23 protein-coding genes are annotated in these 25,375 nt (G+C 63.7%); 7 read left to right on the forward strand and 16 right to left on the reverse strand.

The genetic code is table 11. The annotated features are described in order from the left end of the window. Positions 1–2: 2 nt before the first annotated feature. Complete coding sequence (gene proC / locus GA566_RS13145) at positions 3–824, forward strand: pyrroline-5-carboxylate reductase (protein ID WP_160472938.1); 822 nt, start codon at positions 3–5, stop codon at positions 822–824. Positions 825–915: 91 nt separating this feature from the next. Here proC and ubiA read toward each other — a convergent pair whose 3' ends face one another. The 5 genes from ubiA to recG form a co-directional block, all read right to left on the reverse strand. Beyond that, the gene (gene ubiA / locus GA566_RS13150) at positions 916–1,800 is read right to left on the reverse strand and encodes a 4-hydroxybenzoate octaprenyltransferase (protein WP_160472939.1); all 885 of its coding nucleotides are present in this window, start codon (positions 1,798–1,800) and stop codon (positions 916–918) included. Positions 1,801–1,896: 96 nt separating this feature from the next. Beyond that, entirely contained in the window at positions 1,897–2,382 is a 486-nt protein-coding gene (locus GA566_RS13155) for a Dps family protein (protein ID WP_130389234.1), read from the reverse strand. Positions 2,383–2,482: 100 nt separating this feature from the next. After that, positions 2,483–2,683, reverse strand: a complete 201-nt coding sequence (locus GA566_RS13160) for a hypothetical protein (protein ID WP_160472940.1) — start codon at positions 2,681–2,683, stop codon at positions 2,483–2,485. Positions 2,684–2,896: 213 nt separating this feature from the next. Beyond that, entirely contained in the window at positions 2,897–3,853 is a 957-nt protein-coding gene (locus tag GA566_RS13165; protein ID WP_137923263.1) for a LysR substrate-binding domain-containing protein, read from the reverse strand. A 119-nt stretch (positions 3,854–3,972) separates the two neighbouring features. Then, positions 3,973–6,156, reverse strand: a complete 2,184-nt coding sequence (recG, locus tag GA566_RS13170) for an ATP-dependent DNA helicase RecG (RefSeq protein ID WP_160472941.1) — start codon at positions 6,154–6,156, stop codon at positions 3,973–3,975. 170 nt (positions 6,157–6,326) lie between these two features. On the opposite strand from recG, the gene queA reads away from it, so the two are divergent. From queA to secF, 5 genes are all read left to right on the forward strand, one after another. Continuing rightward, a complete protein-coding gene (gene queA, locus GA566_RS13175; RefSeq protein ID WP_160472942.1) occupies positions 6,327–7,397 on the forward strand; it encodes a tRNA preQ1(34) S-adenosylmethionine ribosyltransferase-isomerase QueA in 1,071 nt (356 codons plus the stop codon). 21 nt (positions 7,398–7,418) lie between these two features. Then, positions 7,419–8,549 (forward strand): tRNA guanosine(34) transglycosylase Tgt, encoded by a 1,131-nt coding sequence (tgt, locus tag GA566_RS13180; protein WP_160472943.1) that lies wholly within the window; start codon positions 7,419–7,421, stop codon positions 8,547–8,549. A gap of 243 nt (positions 8,550–8,792) precedes the next feature. Further along, a complete protein-coding gene (yajC, locus tag GA566_RS13185; protein WP_137923267.1) occupies positions 8,793–9,119 on the forward strand; it encodes a preprotein translocase subunit YajC in 327 nt (108 codons plus the stop codon). A 209-nt stretch (positions 9,120–9,328) separates the two neighbouring features. After that, positions 9,329–11,194 (forward strand): protein translocase subunit SecD, encoded by a 1,866-nt coding sequence (gene secD / locus GA566_RS13190; protein WP_137923268.1) that lies wholly within the window; start codon positions 9,329–9,331, stop codon positions 11,192–11,194. Between the two features lie 21 nt (positions 11,195–11,215). Further along, a complete protein-coding gene (gene secF / locus GA566_RS13195; protein ID WP_160472944.1) occupies positions 11,216–12,190 on the forward strand; it encodes a protein translocase subunit SecF in 975 nt (324 codons plus the stop codon). 106 nt (positions 12,191–12,296) lie between these two features. On the opposite strand, the gene GA566_RS13200 is transcribed toward secF, so the two are convergent. From GA566_RS13200 to purB, 9 genes are all read right to left on the reverse strand, one after another. Then, positions 12,297–13,660 (reverse strand): IS3 family transposase gene (locus tag GA566_RS13200; RefSeq protein ID WP_160471670.1). Its coding sequence is split into 2 segments (ribosomal slippage): positions 12,297–13,159 and positions 13,159–13,660, totalling 1,365 coding nucleotides; the frame shifts between segments, so codons are not numbered across the junction. Between the two features lie 96 nt (positions 13,661–13,756). Further along, the gene (locus tag GA566_RS13205; RefSeq protein ID WP_137923270.1) at positions 13,757–14,749 is read right to left on the reverse strand and encodes a response regulator; all 993 of its coding nucleotides are present in this window, start codon (positions 14,747–14,749) and stop codon (positions 13,757–13,759) included. Beyond that, positions 14,746–15,879, reverse strand: coding sequence for a hybrid sensor histidine kinase/response regulator (locus GA566_RS13210; RefSeq protein ID WP_160472945.1), 1,134 nt, complete (start codon positions 15,877–15,879; stop codon positions 14,746–14,748). Before GA566_RS13210 ends, GA566_RS13205 begins: the two co-directional genes overlap by 4 nt. Before the next feature lie 7 nt (positions 15,880–15,886). Continuing rightward, entirely contained in the window at positions 15,887–17,218 is a 1,332-nt protein-coding gene (locus tag GA566_RS13215; protein WP_137923272.1) for a sensor histidine kinase, read from the reverse strand. Between the two features lie 25 nt (positions 17,219–17,243). Next, on the reverse strand, positions 17,244–18,635 hold the full coding sequence (locus GA566_RS13220; RefSeq protein WP_137923273.1) for a class I SAM-dependent methyltransferase: 1,392 nt from the start codon (positions 18,633–18,635) through the stop codon (positions 17,244–17,246). A gap of 436 nt (positions 18,636–19,071) precedes the next feature. Next, complete coding sequence (locus tag GA566_RS13225; RefSeq protein WP_160472946.1) at positions 19,072–19,662, reverse strand: YceI family protein; 591 nt, start codon at positions 19,660–19,662, stop codon at positions 19,072–19,074. A 76-nt stretch (positions 19,663–19,738) separates the two neighbouring features. Then, positions 19,739–20,314, reverse strand: coding sequence for a YceI family protein (locus GA566_RS13230; protein ID WP_160472947.1), 576 nt, complete (start codon positions 20,312–20,314; stop codon positions 19,739–19,741). Positions 20,315–20,362: 48 nt separating this feature from the next. Further along, positions 20,363–20,926, reverse strand: a complete 564-nt coding sequence (locus GA566_RS13235; protein ID WP_137923276.1) for a cytochrome b — start codon at positions 20,924–20,926, stop codon at positions 20,363–20,365. A gap of 399 nt (positions 20,927–21,325) precedes the next feature. Continuing rightward, entirely contained in the window at positions 21,326–22,702 is a 1,377-nt protein-coding gene (purB, locus tag GA566_RS13240; RefSeq protein ID WP_137923277.1) for an adenylosuccinate lyase, read from the reverse strand. A 355-nt stretch (positions 22,703–23,057) separates the two neighbouring features. Here purB and GA566_RS13245 point away from each other — a divergent pair, with 355 nt between their 5' ends. Then, the gene (locus tag GA566_RS13245) at positions 23,058–23,672 is read left to right on the forward strand and encodes a glutathione S-transferase C-terminal domain-containing protein (protein ID WP_137923278.1); all 615 of its coding nucleotides are present in this window, start codon (positions 23,058–23,060) and stop codon (positions 23,670–23,672) included. Between the two features lie 47 nt (positions 23,673–23,719). Here GA566_RS13245 and mnmA read toward each other — a convergent pair whose 3' ends face one another. Together mnmA and GA566_RS13255 are read right to left on the reverse strand one after the other, a co-directional pair. After that, positions 23,720–24,799: a tRNA 2-thiouridine(34) synthase MnmA gene (gene mnmA, locus GA566_RS13250; RefSeq protein WP_160472948.1), complete on the reverse strand. Its 1,080-nt coding sequence runs from the start codon at positions 24,797–24,799 to the stop codon at positions 23,720–23,722. Further along, positions 24,796–25,335, reverse strand: coding sequence for an NUDIX hydrolase (locus tag GA566_RS13255; protein WP_137923280.1), 540 nt, complete (start codon positions 25,333–25,335; stop codon positions 24,796–24,798). Before GA566_RS13255 ends, mnmA begins: the two co-directional genes overlap by 4 nt. Between the last annotated feature and the right edge of the window lie 40 nt (positions 25,336–25,375).

The following is a 25,375-nucleotide window of genomic DNA, read 5'->3' on the forward strand; positions in this document are numbered from 1 at the left end:
TGATGCTCGATTCCCTCACCTTTGGCTTCCTTGGCGGCGGCAACATGGCCTCCGCGCTGATTGGCGGCCTGGTGGCCCGTGGCGTACCCGCCGGTTCGATCCGCGTGGTCGACCCCTCCGAAGACGCCCGCAAACGTCTGGCACAGGCGCCGGGCGTCCATGCACTGGCCGCTCCGGACGCCGCATTCGGCGCCAGCGACGTCATCGTGCTGGCCGTCAAGCCGCAGCAGTTCCGCGACGCCCTGGCTCCGCTGGAAGCCCTGCTGGGCGACAGCCTGATCATCAGCGTGGCGGCTGGCATCCGCCTGCAGGACATGGCCCGCTGGCTCGGCCGTACCCGTCTGGTGCGTGCCATGCCGAATACCCCGGCGCTGGCCGGCATGGGCATGACCGGACTGGCGGCCGCCCCGGGGCTGTCCGAGGCCGACCGCGCCGTCGCAAGCGCCGTGGCCCAAGCCGTGGGCCAGTGTGTCTGGGTCGACAACGACGACCAGATCGACGCCGTCACCGCCATCTCCGGCAGCGGCCCGGCCTACGTGTTCTATTTCGTGGAAGCGATGGAACGCGCCGCCATGGAAATGGGACTCTCCGCCGAACAGGGCCGCCAGCTTGCGGTGGAAACTTTCCGCGGCGCAGCGGCGCTGGCCGCCGAGTCGCCCGAGCCCGTGTCGCTGCTGCGCGAGCGCGTGACGTCGAAGGGCGGCACGACCCACGCGGCGCTGACGGCGATGGACGCGAGCGGGATGAAGGAAGCGTTTGTGAAGGCGATGCACGCGGCTGCGGAGCGCGGCCGGGAGATGGGGGCGGAATTCGGGAAGGATTGAGCGCCCGATTCACTCTCTGTTTTCTCCCCTCTCCCGCACGCGGGAGAGGGGGGGCCAAACCGGCGGGATTGGGAAAGCCAAGCGGAACGGGCTACTTGATCCAATACGCCCCGAAAGTCCCCGCAAACACACAGGCTCCCAGCCAGTTGTTATGCCGGAACGCGGCGAAGCATTTCATGCGGTCGCGCTCGCGGATCAGGGTGTAGTGATAGCCGGCGAGGACCGCTGCAGCTGCTAGCCCCGCGAAGTACGGCCAGCCCAGTTCCAGCAGCAGTCCAGCCCAAGCCATCAGGCCCAGGAACACCGCGTAGCAGATCATGATCGCGGCCACGTCAAAGCGTCCGAACGTAATGGCCGAAGTCTTCATGCCGAGCAGCAGGTCGTCATCGCGATCGACCATCGCGTAAGCGGTGTCGTAGGCCACGGCCCAGAACACATTGGCTGCCAGCATCAGCCAGGCCACAAAAGGCACCTGGCCCTGGATAGCCGCGAACGCCATCGGGATACCGAAGCCGAACGCGATGCCCAGATAAGCCTGCGGGATGGCGAAGAAACGTTTGAAGAAGGGATAGGTGCCGGCCAGCACTGCCGCCACCACGGCCAGCCACTTGGTCAGCCCGTTCAGCGGCAGGATCAGCAGGAACGACACCACGGTGAGCACGCCCGCCACCATCAGGGCTTCCCAACTCGCGATCAGGCCGGCGGTCAGCGGTCGTTCCTTCGTGCGCTTCACATGGCGGTCGAAATCGCGGTCTGCCCAGTCGTTCATTGCGCAACCCGCCGAGCGCATCAGGAACGTACCGACGAAGAAAATCCAGAACATCTGCCACGAAGGCGGCCCCCCATCGGCCATCCACAGCGCCCACAGCGTGGGCCAGAGCAGCAGAAGCGTGCCGATGGGCTTATCGATGCGCACCAGCCGCGCGTAAAGCGCGAGGCGGCTCGGGTGTCGGGGGGCGGCAGAGGGTTGAGACATGGCGGACTTCGTAGCAATCTGTAAAGCAAAAACGCGCCCCGGCATGGTTTGCCGGGGCGCGTCGTACCGGATCAACCGGTCACTGGCCGATGAGGATCAGGCCAGCAGCGAGCGCAGCATCCACGCGGTCTTCTCGTGCGTCTGCATGCGCTGGGTCAGCAGGTCGGCCGACGGCTCGTCGCCAGCAGCATCGATAGCCGGGAACAGCGAGCGCGCGGTGCGCACCACGGCTTCCTGGCCCTCCACGAGCTTGCGGATCATGTCCGTGGCTTCGGGCACGCCCTCTTCCTCGGCGATCGACGACAGCTTGGCAAACTCGCGATACGTGCCCGGTGCCGGGTAGCCCAGCGCGCGGATACGTTCGGCGATGGAGTCGACGGCCAGCGCCAGCTCGGTGTACTGCGTCTCGAACATCGTATGCAGGGTGTTGAACATGGGACCCGTCACGTTCCAGTGGAAGTTGTGGGTCTTGAGATAGAGGGTGTAGGTGTCAGCCAGCAGCTTGCTGAGCCCTTCCGCGATCTTCTTGCGGTCCTTGTCCGAAATACCAATATTCACGCTCATCTCATTCTTCTTTGCCATGGTGTTTCAGCTCCATTTTTTGTTCAAGCACGAGGATCGGCGTCCGCCGCCGGTTGCGAACATGATGGCGGACAAGACGGCGATCATTATCGCACCAGGATCACGCCGCGAGGAAGGTCAGACCCCGTGCCGCGTCGAGGAACATCGCCATTGCCCCCAGCGCGACAATCGCCATGCCGATCTCCTTGCGCACCACCTTGCGGCGCAGCCGGGCGGCATCGCCGGTGCGCGCCAGGCGCTGTTCAGTGGCCTGCGCCTGCAATTGCCGGAATTCGGAAACAAAAAGATCAACCATTGCCATGTTGTGCTCCCCATGCGGTCACTGGAGGTCTTGCGCCGCTGCAAGCAGCACCGCAAGACCCGATGGAATGGAGTGTATGCATCAACTACTAATGTGACTATTCGATAATTTAAAACTATTGAATAGGCTGGGGCTATGTTGGCCGGACGGCGTTGGCGGGAAATAAAAACGGCAGGAGAACCCTGCCGTTGGCGATGGATTATCGAAAGGCTGTCAGGCCGCCACTGCCTCGACGGCGGACGCATCGGAGAGTCGGCGCACGCCGGACAGATCGCACGCGGCCACGGCGCGGGCCAGGGCCTCCATGGCCGGCAGACGCGTGAAACTCTTGCGCCATGCCAGAACCACGCGGCGGTCTGGCACCGGATCGGCAAACGGCACATAGGCCAGCAGGTCGTTACGCGGCTTCAGGTCCGGCACCGACGTGCGCGGCAGCACGGTGATACCCACGCCGCTGGCCACCATGTGGCGAATCGTCTCGAGCGACGATCCTTCGAACGTCTTCTGGATACCGTCGGCGGCCTGCGAGAAGCGCGACAGTTCCGGGCACACGCCCAGCACGTGATCGCGGAAGCAATGCCCGCTGCCAAGCAGCAGCATGGTCTGCTGCTTGAGCTCGTCAGGGTCCACCTTGGCCTGTTCGGCCAGGGCGTGCCCGCGCGGAACAGCCACCACGAACGGCTCGTCATAGAGCGGACGCACGGTCAAACCCGAATCCGGGAACGGCTCGGCCATGATCGCGCAATCGATCTCGCCCTGCTTGAGCAGTTCTATAAGCTTGTTCGTGTAATTCTCCTGCAGCATCAACGGCATTTGCGGCACGGTGTCGATCATCTGCTTGACCAGCGCCGGCAGCAGGTACGGCCCGATCGTGTAGATCACGCCCACGCGCAGCGGACCGGCCAGCGGATCCTTGCCCTGCTTGGCGATTTCGCGGATCGCCATGGTCTGCTCCAGCACACGCTGAGCCTGCGCCACAATCTGCTCGCCAATCGCCGTCACCGACACCTCGGAGGTGCCCCGCTCGAAGATCTGAACGGTCAGCTCGTCTTCCAGCTTCTTGATGGCGACTGACAACGTTGGCTGCGATACGAAGCACGCCTCGGCCGCACGGCCAAAATGGCGCTCGCGCGCAACGGCGACGATGTACTTCAGTTCGGTGAGCGTCATGATTAATCAATTCCGGTTAGGCGATAGATTTTAGCTTCGATTCCGCCGTCTGTCAGATCGACGAAGTAATGTCAGGCATACATCACTTCGCTGACGCATCAAACATTCCGCGAACAACGCTAGGCCTTCAGAAAGTGTTCCCGACCGCCAAGCCAGCGCGAGAGATGCGCCTCCACAGCCTCCGGGAACCGGGCGAGCATCAGCTCAGCAGCTTCCTGCGCGGGATCCACCAGCCAGGCATCGGTCTCCAAATCGGCAAACCGGAGCATGGCCTCCCCCGACTGGCGCGCGCCGAGGAACTCGCCGGGACCACGGATCTGCAGGTCGCGCCGCGCGATCTCGAAACCGTCGGTGGTCTCACGCATCGTGGCCAGCCGTTCCTTGGCCGTGGGCGACAGCGGGGCCTGGTACATCAACAGACAGACGGATTCCGCACTGCCCCGCCCCACCCGGCCGCGCAACTGGTGCAACTGCGCCAGCCCGAAACGCTCGGCATGCTCGATGACCATTAGCGAGGCATTGGGTACGTCCACGCCCACCTCGATCACAGTGGTGGCGACCAGCACCTGCATGCGGTTCGCGCTGAAATCTTCCATCACCGCCACCTTCTCGACGGGCGGCAGCCGGCCATGCACCAGCCCGACGCGCAGGTCGGGCAGCGCGGCCACCAGCGTTTCATACGTCTCCACGGCGGTCTGCAACTGCAACGCCTCGCTTTCCTCGATCAGCGGACAGACCCAGTAGACCTGCCGACCTTCGGCGGCGGCATGATGCACGCGCTCGATGACTTCATCGCGACGCGCATCGTTGACCAACCGCGTGACGATCGGCGTGCGGCCCGGCGGCAGTTCGTCGATCACGGACACGTCGAGGTCCGCGTAGTAGGTCATCGCCAACGTCCGGGGGATCGGCGTGGCCGACATCATGAGTTGATGGGGCACCTTGTCCGATGGAGCCGTAGCATCGGCTGCCCCCGCCTTGCCGCGCAGCGCCAGCCGCTGCGCCACGCCAAAGCGGTGCTGTTCATCGACCACGGCCAGCCCCAGATTGGCAAAGCGCACGCCGTCCTGAATCAGTGCATGGGTGCCGATCACCAGCTTGGCTTCGCCCGATTCGGCCAGCGCCACGGCTTCGCGCTTCGCCTTCGCCTTGAGGCTGCCCGCCAGCCACGCCACAGGCACGCCCAGTGGCTCCAGCCATGCCGAGAGTTTGCGGTAGTGCTGTTCGGCCAGGATTTCCGTGGGTGCCATCAATGCGGCCTGATAACCGGCATCGATGGCCTGGCACGCGGCCAGTGCCGCCACGATGGTTTTGCCGCTGCCCACATCGCCTTGCAGGAGCCGATGCATCGGGTGCGGCAAGGTCATGTCGGCGGCGATTTCCTCCACCACGCGCTGCTGCGCGCCGGTCAGCTTGAACGGCAACGCGGCCAGGAAGCGGGTCAGCAGGCCATCCGCGCGACGCGGCATTGATGGCGCATTCTTCTCGCGCCGGGCCGCCTGCGAGCGGCGCAGCGATATCTGCTGGGCAAGCAGTTCGTCGAACTTGATGCGGATCCACGCCGGATGCGAGCGATCGGCCAGCGCGGCTTCGCTCTCCTGCGGCGGCGGGTTGTGCAGCAGCCGCAGGCAATCCATCAGTGGCGCCAGCTTCAGCGACGCCAGCGGGCCGCGCAGCACCGGTTGCGGCAATGTCTCGGGCATCGGCGTCCGAGACAGCGCGCCACCAATAGCCTTGCGAAGGTAGGCTTGCGAAATGCCGGCCGTGGCGGGGTAGACCGGCGTCAGGCGATCCGGCAGGGCCTCTTCGGCCACCACGGGGCGCACCGTCGGATGAACCATCTCGGCACCGAAGAAACCGCCACGGATCTCCCCGCGCACGCGCAGCCGCACGCCCTCGGCCATCTGTTTGGTCTGGCTGCCGTAGAAGTTCAGGAAGCGCAGCGTGAGTTCGCCGGTGTCATCGGCGATCTTGACCACGAGTTGCCGACGCGGTCGAAATGTCACCTCGTTGGAGACCACTTCGCCCTCGACCTGCGCCGCCAGCCCAAGCCCTGCGCGCCGGGTGGCCTCGCCGATGGTTTCCAGCGTGGTCTCGTCCTCGTAGCGCAGCGGCAGATGCAGGACGAGGTCGACGGGCCGGCGCAAGCCGAGCTTGGCCAGCCGGGCGGCGGCCGTGGACGGCTTGGCCGCGTTCGGCCCCGACCCATCCTTGGCTGGGGTGGACTTGCCACGCCGGGCCGGTTTGCCGGGGGCCTCAGCGTGTGCGGGTTCGTCGATCGGATCGTTGGCGGTGCCTGGCATCAGCGCGGGAATATGGAGATCACAAGCGGGGCGTGGGCAGCGCGGGGCGCCCAAGCCTTACAATATCGGATTCGCCGATTGTACCCATGCCATGCCGATGCCTGCGGCAGCACTCCGTCACGAGTGCCGCCCGCGCATCGTTTTGCGTGGCCGCGCCGTTTGTCAAACCCATGCTGACTCTGTCCGATTTCGATTTCCCGCTGCCGCCCGAACTGATCGCGCAGTCCGCCCTGCCCGACCGTAGCGCCAGCCGCCTGCTGGTGGTGGATCGGACAGCCCCGGAAGACACTGCCGACGCCGTGCGGATGGTGGATCGCGCATTCAGCGACATCCTCGAATACCTGCGTCCCGACGACCTGCTCGTCTTCAACGACACGCGCGTGATCAAGGCGCGCTTCTTCGGCCAGAAGCCCAGCGGCGGCCGGATCGAGGTGCTGGTCGAGCGCGTGGTGGATACCCACACCGTGCTGGCCCAGGTACGCGCCTCGAAGACACCCGCCGAAGGTAGCGAACTGCTGCTGGCCGACGATGCCTTTTCGGTGACCGTGGGCCCGCGCGTGGACCAGTTCTTCACGCTGCGCTTCCCCGAGCCTGCGCTCGACCTGATCGAGCGCTACGGCCGCCTGCCGCTGCCGCCGTACATCACGCACGACCCCGACGCCTACGATGAAACGCGCTACCAGACCGTGTATGCGCGCAATCCAGGCGCGGTGGCCGCGCCCACCGCCGGGCTGCATTTCGACGATGCGCTGTTCGCGCGCCTCGACGCGGCCGGTGTGCGCCGTGGCTTCCTGACGCTGCACGTTGGCGCGGGCACGTTCCAGCCCGTGCGTACCGAGAACCTGGCCGAGCACAAGATGCACTCGGAGTGGTTTTCGATTCCGCCCGAACTGGCCGATGCCGTGCGCGAGACCCGCACGCGAGGCGGCCGCGTGATCGCCGTGGGCACCACGTCGCTACGCGCGCTGGAATCGGCGGGCGCCGAAGACGGCACGCTGGCCGTGGCCCATGGCGACACCGATATCTTCATCACCCCCGGTTACCGTTTCCGCGTGGTCGACGCGTTGATCACGAACTTCCACCTGCCCAAGTCCACGCTGCTGATGCTGGTGTCGGCGCTGGCCGGCGTGGAAGCCATCCGCGCCGCCTACCGCCACGCCGTGGACGCCCGCTACCGCTTCTTCAGCTATGGCGATGCCATGCTGCTGACTGTCCGTGACCGTTGCGAGACGCAGGACTGACCGAATCCCAGGACCAAGAACATGCTCGATTTCGAACTGCTGACCACCGATGGCAACGCCCGCCGCGGCCGCGTCACCCTGAACCACGGCGTGGTGGAAACGCCGATCTTCATGCCCGTGGGCACCTATGGATCGGTCAAGGCGATGTCGCCGCTGGAGCTCAACGAGATCGGCTCCCAGATCATCCTCGGCAACACGTTCCACCTCTGGCTGCGTCCCGGACTGGACGTGGTGGAAGCCCACGGCGGCCTGCACAAGTTCATGGGCTGGGACAAGCCGATCCTGACCGATTCGGGCGGCTTCCAGGTGTTTTCGCTCGGTGAACTGCGTAAGATCACCGAGGAAGGCGTCACGTTCGCGTCGCCGGTCAATGGCGACAAGCTGTTCCTGTCGCCCGAGATTTCGATGCAGATCCAGCGCACGCTCAATTCGGACATCGTCATGCAGTTCGACGAATGCACGCCCTACGAGATCGATGGCCGCCCCGCCACGCACGAGGAAGCGGCCAAATCCATGCGCATGAGCCTGCGCTGGGCCAAGCGCTCGCGCGACGAATTCGAGTCGCTCGCCAATCCGAACGCGCTGTTCGGCATCGTGCAGGGCGGCATGTACGAGGACCTGCGCGACGAGTCACTGGCCGGCCTGTCGGAACTGGACTTCCACGGCTACGCCATCGGCGGTCTGTCGGTGGGCGAGCCCAAGGCAGACATGATGCGGGTGCTGGAACATGTGGGTCCGCGCCTGCCGGCCAACAAGCCGCACTACCTGATGGGTGTCGGTACGCCGGAAGACCTCGTCGCCGGTGTGGCCCACGGCGTAGACATGTTCGATTGCGTGATGCCGACGCGCAACGCGCGCAACGGCTGGCTGTTCACGCGCTTCGGTGACGTGAAGATCCGCAATGCCGCCCATCGCAACGATCCGCGCCCGCTCGACGAGCAGTGCGGCTGCTACACCTGCCGCAACTTCTCGCGTGCCTACCTGCACCACCTGCACCGCGTGGGCGAGATCCTCGGCGCACGGCTCAACACGATCCACAACCTGTATTACTACCTGGAACTGATGAGCGAAATGCGCACCGCCATCGAGGAACACCGCTTCGAGGCGTTCCGTCGCATGTTCGCCGAGAACCGCGCGCGCGGCACCAAATAGCCTCCATGTATCCAAAACCAGACAGGTAGCGGAAAGCCCGGTAGAACTTTTCGCGGCCTGATGGTCGAATACCTGCCCGCCGAGCGGGTGGTCTCCGGGAACGAGGTATTTCTGTCACGTACTTAAAGTACTTTCGGAGCACCCCGAGCAAACCCGGAATTCGCCCTAGAATGCCCAAGGCGGGACGACAACGGGTGATAGAATGCCCGATTCACTGAATGACCTTTGTGACGGAGAAGTAACGTGCTGATTTCGAACGCTTTTGCTCAGACCGCTGGCGCTGGCGGCGCAGCGGGTGGCCTGATGAGCTTCCTGCCGATCATCCTGATGTTCGCGGTGCTGTGGTTCATCATGATCCGCCCGCAGATGAAGCGGCAAAAGGAAGCCAAGGCCATGATGGAAGCACTGGCAAAGAACGACGAAGTCGTGACCGCCGGCGGCATCCTGGGTCGTGTAACCAAGGTCAACGAGAACTACGTGACGGTAGAAGTGGCGGAAGGCACGGAAATCACCGTGCAGAAGAACGCCGTGACCACCGTCCTGCCGAAAGGCACGCTGAAGTCGCTCTGATCCGGACTGCCTCAATCGCCTGATCCCGGCACGGTCTCCCACGGCAACCGCCGCGCGTGACCGCCCCCTGCGCAGCCGCCTGAACCAGCCCGCGGGTCCACCCGGACCCGGCCCGGAGCTGCCAGGCGGCTGTTTGCCAACCGGTCCGGCCGATCCGGCGCGCACTGCGCGCGACAATCGGCCACGCCAACTGCAACGACTGGCCAAAGATGAATCGTTACCCGCTTTGGAAGTACATCGTGATTCTGGTGGCCCTGGCCATCGGGATCATCTACACCCTGCCGAACTTCTTCGGCGAGGCACCCGCTGTGCAGGTGTCCTCCGCAAAGGCCACGGTCAAGGTCGACCTGGCCATGCAGAAACAGGTCGAGGAAGTGCTGGCCCAGAACCAGCTGCAGCCCGACGGGGTCTTTTTCGATCTCGCCGGCCAGTCCGGCTCGGTCAAGGCACGTTTCCGCACGACCGACGAGCAGCTCAAGGCCAAGGACGTCCTGTCCCGCGCGCTCAATCCCAACGCCAACGATCCCACCTATGTGGTGGCGCTGAATCTGCTGTCCGGCTCGCCGCAGTGGCTCACCTCCCTGCACGCACTGCCGATGTACCTGGGCCTGGACCTGCGCGGTGGCGTCCACTTCCTGCTGCAAGTCGACATGAAGGGTGCCGTCGACAAGAAGCTCGACAGCCTCTCGGGCGATGCCCGTACGTTGCTGCGCGACAAGAACATCCGCCATTCCGGCATCGACCGTGACGGCGACCGCCTGACCGTGCGCTTTGGCAATGCTGGCGAGGCCGACCGCGCACGCGCTGTCCTGGCCGATAGCCTGCGCGAGCTGGCATTCACCGTGGACGGCAACAACGTCACCGGCGTGTTTACCGATGCTGCCCGCAAGGCCGTGCAGGACGCCGCCGTCAAGCAGAACATCACCACGCTGCACAACCGCGTGAACGAACTCGGCGTGGCCGAGCCCGTGATCCAGCAGCAGGGCGCCGACCGTATCGTCGTGCAACTGCCGGGCGTGCAGGACACGGCCAAGGCCAAGGACATCATCGGCCGTACCGCCACGTTGGAAGCCCGCCTGGCCGATCCGGACGCACCGCGCAACCCGCGTCCGGGCGACCCGGTGCCGTTTGGCGACGAACTGTTCACGCAAGGTAACGGCGCGCCGGTGATCCTGCGCAAGCAGGTGATCTTCACGGGCGACCGCATTGAAAGCGCGTCGGCCGGCTTCGACCAGAACCAGCGCCCCTCCGTCAACATCAAGCTCGATGCACAGGGTGGCCGCACGCTGCGTGACGTGTCGCGCGAGAACATCGGCAAGCCGATGGGCATCGTCCTGTTCGAAAAGGGCAAGGGCGAAGTGCTGACCGTGGCGACGATCCAGTCGGAACTGGGTTCGAGCTTCCAGATCACCGGCTCCTACTCGACCGAAGCCGCCAACGACCTGGCGCTGCTGCTGCGCGCCGGCTCGCTGGCCGCACCGATGGAAATCATCGAGGAACGCACGATCGGCCCGTCGCTGGGCGCGGACAATATCCAGAAGGGCTTTGACTCCGTCGCCTACGGCTTTGCGGCCATGGGCGTGTTCATGATCTTCTACTACATGCTGTTCGGCGTGTTCTCGGTGATCGCGCTGGGCGTGAACCTGCTGCTGCTGATCGCGCTGCTGTCGATGCTGCAGGCCACGCTGACGCTGCCCGGCATCGCCGCTATCGCGCTGGTGCTCGGCATGGCCATCGATGCGAACGTGCTGATCAACGAACGTATCCGGGAAGAGTTGCGCGCGGGCGCGTCGCCGCAGATGGCCATTGCCATCGGCTTCGACCGCGCCTGGGCCACCATCCTGGACTCGAACGTGACCACACTGATCGCAGGCCTGGCGCTGCTGGCGTTCGGCTCGGGTCCTGTGCGCGGCTTTGCCGTGGTGCACTGCCTGGGCATCCTGACCTCGATGTTCTCGGCGGTGTTCTTCAACCGCGGCATCGTCAACCTCTGGTACGGCCGCAAGAAGAAGCTGCAGAGCCTGGCCATTGGCCAGGTCTGGAAGCCGGGCCCCGATACCCCGGTCACCAAGTAAGCCAGGACAGGAATACACATCATGGAATTTTTCCGCATCAAGCGCGACTTTCCGTTCATGAAGCACGCGTTGATCTTCAACGTGGTCTCCTTCCTGACGTTTGCCGCTGCCGTCTTCTTCCTCTGGCACAAGGGCCTGCACCTGTCGATCGAGTTCACCGGCGGTACGGTGATGGAAGTCAACTACCAGCAGACCGCCGATCTCGAAAAGATCCGTGGCCAGGTAGGCAAGCTCGGCTATAGCGACGTGCAGGTGCAGAACTTTGGCACCTCGCGCGACGTGATGATCCGCCTGCCGCTGCAGAAGGGTCCGGACGGCAAGCCCGTGACCTCGGCGCAGCAGAGCGAACAGGTGATGGGCGCACTCACCGCCTCCACGCCTGACGCCAAGCTCCAGCGCGTGGAGTTCGTGGGACCACAGGTGGGCAAGGAACTGGCCACCGATGGGCTGCTGGCGCTGCTCTGCGTGGTGGCCGGTATCGTGATCTACCTGTCATTCCGGTTCGAATGGAAATTCGCCGTGGCGGGCATCATCGCCAACCTGCACGACGTGGTGATCATCCTGGGCTTCTTCGCGTACTTCCAGTGGGAGTTCTCGCTGTCGGTGCTCGCGGCAATCCTTGCGGTGCTGGGCTACTCGGTCAACGAATCGGTCGTGATCTTCGACCGGATTCGCGAAGCCTTCCGCAAGTACCGCAAGATGAGCACCCACGAAGTCATCGACCACGCCATCACCAGCACGATGTCGCGGACCATCATCACCCACGGCTCGACCGAAATGATGGTGCTGTCGATGTTCTTCTTCGGCGGACCGACGCTGCACTACTTCGCACTGGCCCTGACCGTGGGTATCCTGTTCGGTATCTACTCGTCGGTGTTCGTGGCTGCGGCACTGGCCATGTGGCTGGGCGTCAAGCGCGAAGACCTGGTCAAGGGCGACAAGAAGGGTGGCGACTCCACCGACCGCAACGACCCGAACTTCGGGGCGCAGGCCTGACGGTCATTGCTGTCACGCTGTCATCGACAAAGAAAGCGACAAAGAAGCGACAAAATAAAAAGGCACCTTCGTGAACTGACCCCACAAAGTTGGACGGGTAAGTAAGTTAGGCGGCCTGGGGCTGAGTCCTGTATTGCACGGGACTCAGCCCATTTAGCTTGAGCTTGATGCGGTCGTAATTGTAGTACCGGATGTATTCGGCAATGCCGCGTCGCAATTGGTCGATGTCCGCGAAACGCTCCAGCCGGAAGTACTCGGACTTCAGCGTGCCGAAGAAGCTCTCCATCGCCGCATTGTCCAGGCAATTGCCTTTTCGAGACATGCTCTGAGGCAAGCCTCGCTTGGCCAGTTTCCGACGATATGCCGCCATTTGATAGGCCCAGCCTTGATCCGAGTGCAACATTGGGGCGTCTTCAGGGCCTAGCTTTCGCAAAGCCTTATCAAGCATTCCCCGGACCAGTTCGAAGTCAGGTCGCTCGCTGGTTTGCCACGCTATGATCTCGCCGTTATACAGGTCCAGCACGGGCGAGAGATAGAGCTTCTTGCCACTAACGCTGAACTCGGTTACGTCTGTCACCCACTTCTCATTTGGTCTGGTTGCCGCGAATTGGCGCTGTAGCAGGTTGGGGGCCACGCGTCCCACTTGCCCTCGATACGAGCGGTATCGCTTGGGCCGCACAGGTGACTTCAGTTGCAACACCGCCATCAGCCGTTGCACGGTCTTGTGATTGACTCGAATACCGCTGTGACGCAAAGCGGCCGTGATCCGGCGATAGCCATATCGACCCTTGTGCTGGGCAAAGATGCGGGCAATATGCGCTTTCAGCTCGCCATGTCGATCCTGCGCCTTACCTGCGCTCACTTGGTAGTAGAACGTGCTGCGTGCCAGTCCGGCGATCTTGAGCAAGATCGACAGGGGATGATGTTGGCGCAATACGTTCACGACTTGCGCTTTCTCTTTTGCGCCGATTGTTCCTTGGCCTGGCGCAAGGCCCTCAATTTTTTTAAGTACGCGACCTCAGCGCGCAGGCACTCATTTTCTTTGAGCAGATCCTCACGCGAACGGTCTTGAACCGGCACGGACGGGGGGAGAGTTGGCGGCTTGGCTTGGGACATTGTGGGCGCCCGGCCTTTGCGGCGAGGCTGGAGAGCTTCAAAACCACCCTCATGATACTGGCGCTCCCACCGAGCGATTCCATTTGCTTCACGCAGATCGAACAGCGCGCTTACCCGCTGGAAGGACAACTCGTCGCGCCACATGCGTTGCAGCACCTTCAGCTTGAACTCGGCGCTATACGTTTCATGCTTCTTGCGCAGCCCGGCCTGCCCGTGATGCTGCCACCCAGCAATCCAGCGTCGGAGGGTCGAATGGCTGATCTGATGCCTTTCGCTAAGAGCCCGAGTCCCAACCTGGCCCGCCAGATACTCCTGAACCAACTGTCGTTTAAACGCCTCGTTGTACTTCGTCATGAAAAACACCCCAAAGGTTGGATTGATGTCCAACTTTTGGGGTGCAGTTCATCGGGTGCCTTTTTATTTTCCTCCGGGCCGCTACCGGCCGAGCCATCAGACTTCCGTCAGGTTCTCGATCCAGACCGCCAGGCGATCCGACGCAAACGACTCGGTACGGGTGCCGGTGCGCGCCGAAATGGCATCGCCCTCGCGCACCAGTTGCAGCGCCCCGCCTGCTTCCTCCAGCCACAGCAGCGTAGCCAGCCAGGCAGCGTGTTCGGCCGACACGGCTTCGCCCACTGGATTGGCGACGAACTCGCTCAACGCTGCGGGGGACGTCCAGGTGATGACGTCGCCATCACGGCGCACGGACGCGCCAAGCGCCTCGGCCAACACCGCCGCCACATCGCCAGCGCCACGGCCCGCTGCGCGCAACGCCGCGAGCCTCAAGCCGACCGCATGGCCAAACGATCCACTGCGCTGGCTTTCCGCGCCGATCACGTCCGCGTAGTCCATGCGCTGCCAGTCCGGCTCGGCATTCTTCGCACCGGCCAGCGAGGTACCCGACAGATACGTCTCCACCGGCTGGAATTTTCCAGGACCGATCAGGCTCGCACACAGCGCATGCACCATGCCCACGCGCGTCGCCACGGTCTGCTTCTGCAGCACCATCAGCTTCTCGCGTACAAGCTGGTCGCGCTCGCGGCGCAGCCCGGACAGTTCCAGCGCTTGCTTCAGTTCCATGCGCAGCGCCGTAATGTCCCAGGGCTTCTTGATGTAGCGATGGATCTGGCCCTGGTTGACTGCCTCGACGGTCTGGTCGAGCTCCGAGTAGGCCGTGGTCAGGATGCGCACGATGTGCGGGTAGCGCTCGCGCGCATACCGCAGCAGTTCGTTGCCATACTCGCCCGGCATACGTTGGTCGGACACCAGCACGGCAAGGCTCTCGGCGTGGGCATCGAGCAGCGCCTTGCCCTCCTCCACCGACTGGCCGGTCACCACCGGTGCAAGCTGCCCGATGGCGCGCTGGAAATACTTGACTGCGGTAGCTTCGTCGTCGACGAACAGAATCGCCGGGGGTGCCTGCGTCATATTCGGTTCGCTCATCGATCACTCCTGTGCATACGATTCTTGAAATTGGGGAAATCGAGGGTAACGGTGGTGCCTGCGCCCGATGCGGACGCTATCCGGATGCCGCCACCAAAAGATTGCATTACGCGATTACAGAAAATCATGCCCATGCCGCTGCCACCCGCCGAGGCGTGCGTGGTCACCGGGTCCACCAGCAGCCGGCCCATCACCTCGGGCGGGATGCCGGGGCCGTTGTCCGCGATGCGGATTTCCGGCCGGTCGCCGGACTCCACGACAAAGCGCAGCAACGGCGCCTCGACGTCGGCCAGTGCCCGCAATGCATTGCTCATAACCGACGACAGCACCAGCGCCACGCAATTGGGCAGCGTGAGCACCGGAAAATCACCGATCACATCGACCTGTACCCAACTACGCTGGTTATCGGCAAAAGGGTAGCTATCCAGTAGCGATGCCACCAGCGCGCCCGCACTGACCTCCTGCCCCGGTCCGGACCGGGGCTTGGTACCACCCGCGCTGCTCCGCACCGACTGAAGGAATGACGACAGCACCGCCAGGCAATACTGGGCGTTATCGTGCATCGCACCAGCGGCATGGCCGATCTCGGTCTGGCGCTGCTGGCTCAGTTCACCTCCGACGCGTGACTCGATGCCACGCGCGAAGTTGGCGATGGCCGCCAGCGGCGTATTCAGTTCGTGGGCAAGAAAGGCCAGCGTCTCGTCGATGGCCATCAGCCGCTGCTGGCGCACCGCGCGCTCGCGGAACCGTTCGCCGGCCAGCCGCAGGACATCCCGCGCACCCGCCACGCCAATCGGCTTCTCCAGGATGCGGAAGACCTCGCCGTTGTTCACGGTTTCGAGCAGCACATCCTTGTCCGCGAAGGCCGTGACCAGAATCCGCACGATCTGCGGATACTCCAGCGACACCTGGCGCAACAGGTCGCCACCATCGCGGCCCGGCATCCGGAAATCGGTCACCAGCACGGATATCCGCGCGTGCTCCGCACGCAGGATGGCGATGGCTTCGTCGGCACCCGTGGCCGACAGCACTTCGTACTCGCTGCCCACAGCGCGGGCAAAATACTTGCAGGCCATCTCCTCGTCATCGACGTAGAGAATGGTAGGACGCGCCTGCGTAACTTCGATCATGACAACATCACTCCGCGCGCGGCAGGTCAAAACTGAAGGCAGCCCACTGGCCGACCTCGCTCTCGGCATAGAGCACGCCGTCGTGGCGCTCGATCACCGCATAGCTGATCGACAGGCCCAGCCCCAACCCCTGCCCCACTTCGCGCGTCGTGAAGAACGGTTCGAACACCCGCGCGAGGTTTTCCGGCGCAATGCCGGGGCCGTTGTCGCGCACCGTCACGTGCAGGCGCTTGACGTCCCAGCGCACGGTCGTATGGATCGCCGGTTCCTTCGTGCCCGCCTTGCGCATGGCCAGCGCGGCATTCGAAAACAGGTTGATCAGCACGCCGATGATCGCAGCCTCGTCGCCGAGCACCAGCGTATCCATCGGCATCTCGCGCGTCATCTTGACGCCGCGCAATTCGTGCGCCGTCAGCCGCTGGGACGAGTCGAGCGCCTTTTCGAAAAGGAAAGGTGTGCCCTCCACCTCGGCGCCGGGCTTGCGGTACGCAAACGTCTTCAGGTCGGAGACGATATGCTGGATGCGTTGCATACCCTGCTTGGCATCCACCAGGCACTCCTGGATCCCCGGCTCGTTCTTGGCCGCCGGCTCCTCCATGGCCACCTCGATGGCCATCAGGCAGAAATTCACCGGATTGTTGACTTCGTGCAACAGCCCCGCCGCCAGCGTACCGATGGCGGCCATCTTTTCCTGCTGCAGCATCTGGCCCTTGATATCCACCAGCTTGCGATTGATGACTTCGAGCTCGGTGTTCTTGTCTGCCACCTCGGCCTTGAGCCGGAACAGCATGAAGCGCGCGCGTTCATTGAAGAACGTGTACACGCCGCTGGCAGCCGCCGCGAACAGCAGGAATAGCGAGTTCACGATGAACGTGCCCATCGGCTCGATGCCGCCGGAATGCAGCAGGCAAGCCAGCGCGTAGAGCACGTACGAGAGAATGCCGAACACCAGGTTCTGCCAGAGTCCGAATGGCAGGGCGATGCCCGAGGCGAAGATCGCGAGGTTCAGGCCCACGTAGTAAGGCGACTGCACCCCTTCGGTCTGCGAAATCATCCACGCGATCATGATCTGCGGCAGCAGCAGCCACGACATCGTCAGCCAGGGCGCGAAGCGGCGCCCCGCCTGGCTGTAGAGCGCCACCACCACGCCGGCGATCAGCAACGACACGACGACCCGCGCAATCGCAAAAGGCAGTTGCAGATGCGGGTACTGGCCGTAGTCGAGCCCGACACCAAGGAGCACGAGGGCGATGGCCGTGTAGGCGCCGCCCCGACTGAACGCGAGGCGGAAGTCGGCCAGCTCCGACTGATAGCCGGCATAGAGTTGGTTCGAGCTCATGACCCTGGCAGGCGCCGCCTCTATCTCAGCGGATGGTGGCTTCGGCGAAGACATTGACGCCGGTTTCATCGACATAGAGTCGGTGGGCATGCGAATTCTCCGGCAGCAGCGAGGACATCCCCGCCTCGTCGCGATAGATCAGGTACCACTCCAGCAAATGTTCCATGCCGAATTTCTCGGGATTGTCGGAGTGGACATTGGTGACCAGCATCTCCCCGCCCGGCTTCGATCGCGATGCGAAATAGGACAGCAGACGCGCGCAGACCTTGTCCGAGAGATAGTCGAACAGGCCGGCGCAGTAGACCGCGTCGAACTCCCGCACGCTCGGGTCGTCCATGGCAATCCGGCGCTTGAGCAGTTCATGCACCGACTGATGCAGCATCTCCACCGATACCTTGTGCCCGGCCGCCGCCGCCGATCGCTCGATCGAGCTACGTGTGTATTCGAGCGTTTCCTCGCTGAAATCGACCAGCTGGAACGACAGCAACTCTGGATTCGGGTACTCGCGCACGAAGCGCTGGATCTCGAATGCCGGCCCGCACCCCACGTTGAGGATGCGGAACGGACGCCCCGCGGCCCGCGCGCGCTCGGCCTGCCGTGTCAGGAAGTCCACCAGCAGGTCGATGCGGTTGCGGTGCGCCGTAGCCACCGCAGCCTTGAGGAACGCGGTGTTGACGATCTGGAAGTACGTGGTCGGACCCTGCTGCGGATCGCTGAGGATCTGGTTCACCATCTCGTAGTCGCCGGCGTAGCCCAGCGGCTTGGTGAAGGTGCGGTACACGAACGGTGCCCGCAGCAGCAGCGGATGCAGCGCGGCCTGCGCATAGGTGCGGTGCACCGGCGCCAGTTCGCTGTCCACGCTCTGTGCTTCACCCTCGAGCCAGTCAAGGTAGGTCTTCACCTTCCCCATCAGCGGCGAGGCCAGTTCGTAGAACACGTCCTCGCGCAGCCGGCCTTCCTTCTTCGGCAGCGACTCGGTCAGGTCCACCTGCTCGACCCAGCGCGAGACTTCCGAGAGGAATGCGCGCATCTCGTTGACCACGATCTGGTAATCGCGCCGGATATTGAAGCGCGTGTCCCAGTCCTGGACAAAGAGATTCGCCTCGTGGGCGACCGACTTGGGCGCGTCGCCCACGTCCGTCAGCTCGCGCCATTCGTCGATCAGCGTCAGCGAGACCACAGCGGTCAGGCCCGTGTTGACGAGACTCATGACGACGGCCTTGCCGAGGTAAGCGTTCTTGGCGCCCATGCGGACGTTCAGTTCGCTGAGTACCTCGCTGACCTGGACAATCGAATAGGGATTGTAGATTTCCATCACCAGCGACTTGCGCTGGAGATTGATAATCGTGCCCCGCACCTGCTCGCCCTGCGAGTTGCGGAAGCTGACTACCGGATCGATTTGCGTTTTGGAGTACACGGTATCGCGCCAGGGGAATTCCGAGAAACACTGCGGGCTCGGCGCCAAGGGGCAGCCGGCCGATTACGGCTCAGGCAAGGGACTTGAGGCGAACTACCAGTCAGGGAATGCAGCCTATGCTCATATCGATGCGCGTGACCTGTTGCGGGAAGGCGCGCACCGGCAGGCTGGCGGAACTGGCCATTGCACTGGCGGGCGCCGCCCCAGAGGGTGGGACTGCGGCGACCCATTGTACTGTGGCTGTTCGACAACGCACAACCGGCCAGTCCAGCCAAATAGTGGGGTATGCCAACACGCATAAAAAATGGGCCGGCATTCCCTGCCGGCCCATGTCTTGGGAAGATGACATCTCCCCGATAGCGCCGATGCACCGAAATATTGCATCGCGCCGTGATCCGTCCTTGTGTACGGATCACCGTCGAACCCAGTCCGAACCTTAGTCCGCCTTGACGGCCTCGACCTGGATCGCCAGCTTCACGTCCTGCTTGAAGCCGTACTTCACACCGTAGTCGATGCCGAAGTCGGCGCGGTTGAACTCGGCCACGGCATCGGCGCCGCAAGCTTCACGCTTGAGCATCGGGTGCTGGATGCACTTGAATTCCTTGATCTCGAGCTTGACCGGCTTCGATACGCCGCGCAGCGTCAGCACGCCTTCCACTTCGGTCGGCACGTCGCCCTTGAACTTCGAGAACTTGCCCTTGTACGTGGCATCCGGGAAAGCCTGTACGTCAAACATCTCCGGGCCCTTGGCGTGCTCGTTGAGCTTGCCGTTGCCGAAATCGATCGACGCCGCATCGATCTTGATATCCACCGTGCCGGACTTGGCAGCACGGTCCAGCGTCACCACGCCGCTGGACTTGTCGAACTTGCCACGCCACTTCGACAGGCCGCCCAGGTGGTCGGCTTCGAAGCTCGGGTACGTGTGGGTCGGGTCGATGTTGTACGTCGACGCGTTGGCCATGGCGGCGCCGGCGGCGAACGTGGCGGAGGCTGCCGCGGCAGCGGCGATCAGGGTGCGCATTTTCATCTTGAATCTCCCGTCAAAAAGTTGGAGAGGAAGGTCATAAATCGGCCAAGGAGCGGTCAGCGGGACTAAGCCTGCCTCAGCCCTTCTTTGCCGGGGTCACGATATGGAACTTGATCTGGACGTCGTCGGCCACCACGGAAGTGTCCTTCCACTCGCCGTCGCCGATGTTGAACACGGTACGCTTGATCGGCAGCACGCCGTCGAAGACCTGCGCACCGCCGTCCTGCTTGTACGTGGCCGGCACGGTCACGTCGATGGTCTTGCCCTTGATGGTCAGCTTGCCCACCACGTCGTACTTGCCTGCGGCGCCGGCCTTGATGCTGGTGGACTGGAACACGGCCTTCGGAAACTTGCCTGCATCGAACCAATCCTTGCCCTTGACCTCCTTCGTGGTCTCGGCATCGCCGATCTCGAAGCTCGACACATCGATCTCGACCTTGGCCGACGAGGTGGCGAGCTTGGCCGGATCGAAGTCGAGCGTGGCATCGAACTTCTTGAACTTGCCTTCCATCGGCACGCCAATCTGCTTGGCAACGGCCGTGACCGAGCTCTTTGCGGCATCGATCTGGGCCCATGCCAGGTTGGCGGCCATGCCCGCCGTGGCCAGCATGGTGGCCACGAGGATTGGACCGGAACGGGACATGCGTTTCATCTGAGACTCCAGTGGTAATGGGGTGATCGGGTGATGGATTCGCGCGGTTCAGCGCAGGAACGGGATCATGCGGCCCAGCGTGCCGTCACGGTCGATGATCTGGTGCTTGATGGCTGCAGCGGCATGCACCACGACAATCGCCGCCATCAGGTAGTTGAGCCAGATATGGGCATTCTGGAGGATCGGCTTCCATGTGTCGCTGGCCTCGATCAGGACCGGCAGCTTCCAGAGCCCCAGGTAGACCACCGGCACGCCAGCAGCCAGGCTGTACAGATAGCCGGTGATCGGGACGACGATGATCAGCAGGTAGAGCAGATGGTGCGCGGCGGCCGCGGCCCGTGCCTGCCAGGCCGGCGTGCCCGGCGCCACGGCCGGTGCGGCATGGGTGGCGCGCCAGATCACGCGCAGCACGGCCAGCACGAAGATCGTTACGCCAAGCCACTTGTGCCAGGAGAACAGCTTGAGCTTGGTGGGCGTGAAACCGGGGATACCGGTCATGTAGAGGCCGAGGCCGAACGCGGCAAAGATGCCGAACGCAATCAGCCAGTGCAGGCCGATCGCCGTAGGCGTATAGCGCGCCGGCGCCCCCGTCGAGGATCCAATGGAACCCATGTCAGTCAATCCCTTCGTTTGTTGCTTTTATTTGTTGCGCCGGCCTGTCTGGCGACCATCCATCATGCAAGACGATCCGCCACGACAATCACGTCAGGCCCCAAGGCCGCCTGCGCCGCGCCATGCGTGACCAGCAATCTTCGCATTATTGGGTGCGCGCCCGATGCTGGGAAGCCCCGAACTTCATGAAGTCGTTCAAATCATTTGATGTGCCGTAATGTCGCACCAGCCAACCGGGAACCGATCGTAGCGCACACCGGTGACAGACGGCACTGGCCGATGGTGTCACCCTGTCCGGCCAGTCGTTGCCCGTTTGAAACCGCGCCAAACAAAAAGGGCCGACCCGAAGGTCAGCCCCTGTTGTCCTGCCGCCACGCTCCTTGCGGAGCGCGAAGGTAATCAGATGCGGTTCGCCAGTTCCACGGCCTTGCCGATGTAGCTGGCCGGCGTCATGTCGAGCAGCACCTTCTTGGCGTCGTCGGGAATCGCCAGCCCCTGCACGAACGTCTGCAGCGCTTCGCGCGAGATGCCCTTGCCGCGCGTCAGCTCCTTGAGCTGTTCATACGGGTTGGGCACGCCAAAGCGGCGCATCACGGTCTGCACCGGCTCGGCCAGCACTTCCCAGCAGTTGTCGAGGTCTTCGTTCAGGCGCTCCGGATTGGTTTCCAGCTTGCCCAGGCCGCGCAGGCATGCCTCGTAGGCCAGCAGGCTGTAGCCGAAGGCCACGCCCATGTTGCGCAGTACGGTGGAATCGGTCAGGTCACGCTGCCAGCGCGACAAGGGCAGCTTTTCCGACAGGTGGCGCAGCACGGCATTGGCCAGGCCCACGTTGCCTTCCGAGTTTTCGAAGTCGATCGGATTGACCTTGTGCGGCATCGTCGACGAGCCAATCTCGCCAGCTTTCGTCTTCTGCTTGAAGTAGCCCAGCGCGATGTAGCCCCAGATGTCGCGGTTCAGGTCCAGCAGGATCGTGTTGGCGCGCGCCACGGCATCGAACAGTTCGGCCATGTAGTCGTGCGGCTCGATCTGGATGGTGTACGGGTTGAACGTCAGGCCCAGGCGCTGCTCGATCACCTGCTTCGAGAACGACTCCCAGTCGAACGACGGATAGGCCGACAGGTGGGCGTTGTAGTTGCCCACGGCGCCGTTCATCTTGCCGAGCAGTTCCACGCGCTCCACGCGTTCGATGGCGCGGGCCAGGCGGGCGGCCACATTGGCCATTTCCTTGCCCAGCGTGGTCGGGCTGGCCGGCTGGCCGTGCGTGCGCGACAGCATCGGCTGCGTGGCATTGAGCTTGGCCAGTTCCACCAGGCGGGCGTGCACGCGCTTGAGCGCCGGGACGATCACGCCATCGCGGGCGCCCTTGAGCATCATGCCGTGCGACGTGTTGTTGATGTCTTCCGAGGTGCAGGCGAAATGGATGAACTCGCTCGCGGCTTCCAGCTCGGCGTTGCCCTTGACCTGTTCCTTGAGCCAGTACTCCACCGCCTTCACGTCGTGGTTGGTGACGGCTTCGATTTCCTTGATCCGGCCGGCATCGGCTTCGGTGAAATCATCCACCAGCGCCTGCAGCTTCGCTTCGGATTCGGCCGAGAATCTCGGCACGTCAGGCAGGCCGGCCTGGGCCAGTGCGATCAGCCAGTTGACCTCGACCTTGACGCGGTTGCGCATGAATGCGGCTTCCGACAGCCACTCGCGCAGCGCGTCGGCCTTGGCGGCATAACGGCCATCGATGGGGGACAGGGCGGAGAGCGGCGAAAGGGAAGACGTGGACATGCTGGGCAACCGGAGAGAAGAGAAATCGGGGGTTCGTGCGGGGGCGCCGGAACCAGAGGATAGGCGTCGCGAAGGCGGCTCGTGCAAGCGGCGGATGCGCCGCTCAGTGGCCAGGGCCAAAACGCGTAACGCGCGATTTTACCATCGCACCATGGCGCTGTGCGGACCGTCCCATGCGATGGGCGGTGATCGGTGCGACAGGCCGCATTGGCGCGGCATCCGGGCAGACGCGCGGGTATACTCCCGCTCGCCCATCCGTTAGCCTGTTATGAAGTGCATTGGGCACGCGGCCGCGCCTGCTGCACCGTGTGCCATAGAGCGCCGATGCACTTCATAACATGCTCAAGGGGAGAACATGAAGCTGTATGCGTCCCACACCAGCCCGTATGCGCGCAAGGTGCGCGTGGTGCTGGCGGAAAAGAAGATCGACTACCAGATGATCGAGGAGAACGTCTGGTCACCCGACACCACCATTTCCCAGTTCAACCCGCTCGGCAAGGTGCCGTGCCTGGTCATGGAAGACGGCGGCGCGGTCTTCGATTCGCGCGTCATCGCCGAGTATGCCGACACGCTGTCGCCAGTCGGCCGACTGATTCCGCAAGGTAGCCGTGAACGCCTGGAAGTGCGTTGCTGGGAAGCACTGGCCGATGGCCTGCTCGACGCCGCCCTGCTCGTGCGCCTGGAAGCCACGCAACGCCAGCCGAACGAACGCAGCGAAAGCTGGGTAGCCCGCCAGCGCGGCAAGATCGACGCGGCACTGGCCGCGATGTCCGCCGGCCTAGCCGACAAGCCGTGGTGCACCGGCATCCACTTCACGCTGGCCGACGTGGCCGTGGGCTGTGCGCTGGCCTACCTGGACTTCCGCTTCCCGGATCTGGCATGGCGCGAGCAGTACGCCAACCTCGTCGCGTTCCAGGAGAAGATCGAGAAGCGCCAGTCGTTCATCGACACTGCAATTCCCGCCGCCTGACCGGCGCGCCCGGGTGGCCGGCTCCGGCCACCCTCTGCATCCCTGCACTACTGAATAATCCCCCCACCCAGGCACACCTCGCCGTCGTACAGCACCGCCGACTGGCCCGGCGTGACCGCCCACTGCGCCTCGGCGAACGACAGCTTCAGCGCCTCGCCATCCGCAGACACCACGGTGCACGGCGCATCGCTCTGCCGGTAACGCGTCTTGGCCGCCATCACGGCACCTGCAGCCGGGGGTTCACCAGCCACCCACGAGAGATCGGCCGCGTTCAGTTCCGGCGTCAACAGCCACGGATGATCGTGTCCCTGCACGACATACAGCGTATTCGCCGCCATGTCCTTGCGCGCCACGTACCATGCATCGCCATTGCCGTCCTTGCTGCCGCCCAGACCGATGCCTTTGCGCTGGCCCAGCGTGTAGAAGGCCAGGCCGATATGCTCGCCCACCACCTTGCCTTCGTCGGTCTTCATCGGACCGGGCTTGGTCGGCAGGTAGCGGTTCAGGAAATCCCGGAACGGACGCTCGCCGATAAAGCAGATGCCCGTCGAATCCTTCTTCTTCGCGTTGGGCAGGCCGATTTCCGCGGCGATCTCGCGCACGCGCGTCTTCGGCATTTCCCCGAGTGGAAACAGCGTGCGCGACAGTTGCGACTGATTCAGGCGATGCAGGAAGTAGCTCTGGTCTTTCGTGTGGTCGAACGCCTTGAGAAGTTCGAATCGACCATTCGTCGCCTGCCGCACGCGGGCGTAGTGGCCCGTGGCGATGGTGTCCGCGCCCAGCGACATTGCATGGTCGAGAAACGCCTTGAACTTGATCTCGGCATTGCAGAGGACATCGGGATTCGGCGTGCGCCCTGCCGAGTACTCGCGCAGGAAATCGGCGAACACGCGATCCTTGTACTCGGCCGCGAAGTTCACGGCTTCGACATCCACGCCAATGACGTCGGCAACCGACGCCACATCGAGCCAGTCCTGCCGCGTGGAGCAATACTCGCTGTCGTCATCGTCTTCCCAGTTCTTCATGAACAGGCCGATGACCTCGTAGCCCTGCTGCTTGAGCAGCCATGCCGTGACCGACGAATCCACGCCGCCGGACATGCCCACCACTACGCGCTTGCCGGTCATGATGCCGATCCGGTCGTTGCGGGAGTTGCAGGCGTTGCGACAAGCGCCGCCTCCGCCACCGCAGTGGGATGAGTATGCAGCACATCCAACGCAAAGCGCTTGCCGGCCAGGTAGTCTTCGACGCACGCCATCAGCAGCGGCGTGCGATGCCGGTCGGTACTCGCGCGCAGTTCCTCGGCGGTCATCCAGACGGTGCGTACGATGCCCGCGTCGAGTTGACGGCCGGCGTCGAGCGCGCCGAGGTCACCGGTGAAGGCAAAGCGGATATAGGTGGTGTCGCCCTGATCGCGCGACGAACGGCCGCGGCTCATGTAGCAGCCCACCAGTGCGCGCGGCTCGAAGGTGTGCGCGGTTTCCTCGAGCGTTTCACGGATCACCGCATGGATCAGGCTTTCGCCCGCTTCGAGATGGCCCGCCGGCTGGTTCAGGCGCAGGCCATCCGCCGTTTCCTCTTCCACCAGCAGGAAGCGGCCACCCCGTTCGATAACGGCGGCAACCGTGACACTGGCATTCCATTCACGTGACATGATGCACATTTTTTAAGCAATCCGGCATTTTACCGGTTGCCGTTCGAAC

The sequence above is a fragment of the Cupriavidus sp. SW-Y-13 genome, from assembly GCF_009793345.1.
Lineage (GTDB): Bacteria > Pseudomonadota > Gammaproteobacteria > Burkholderiales > Burkholderiaceae > Cupriavidus.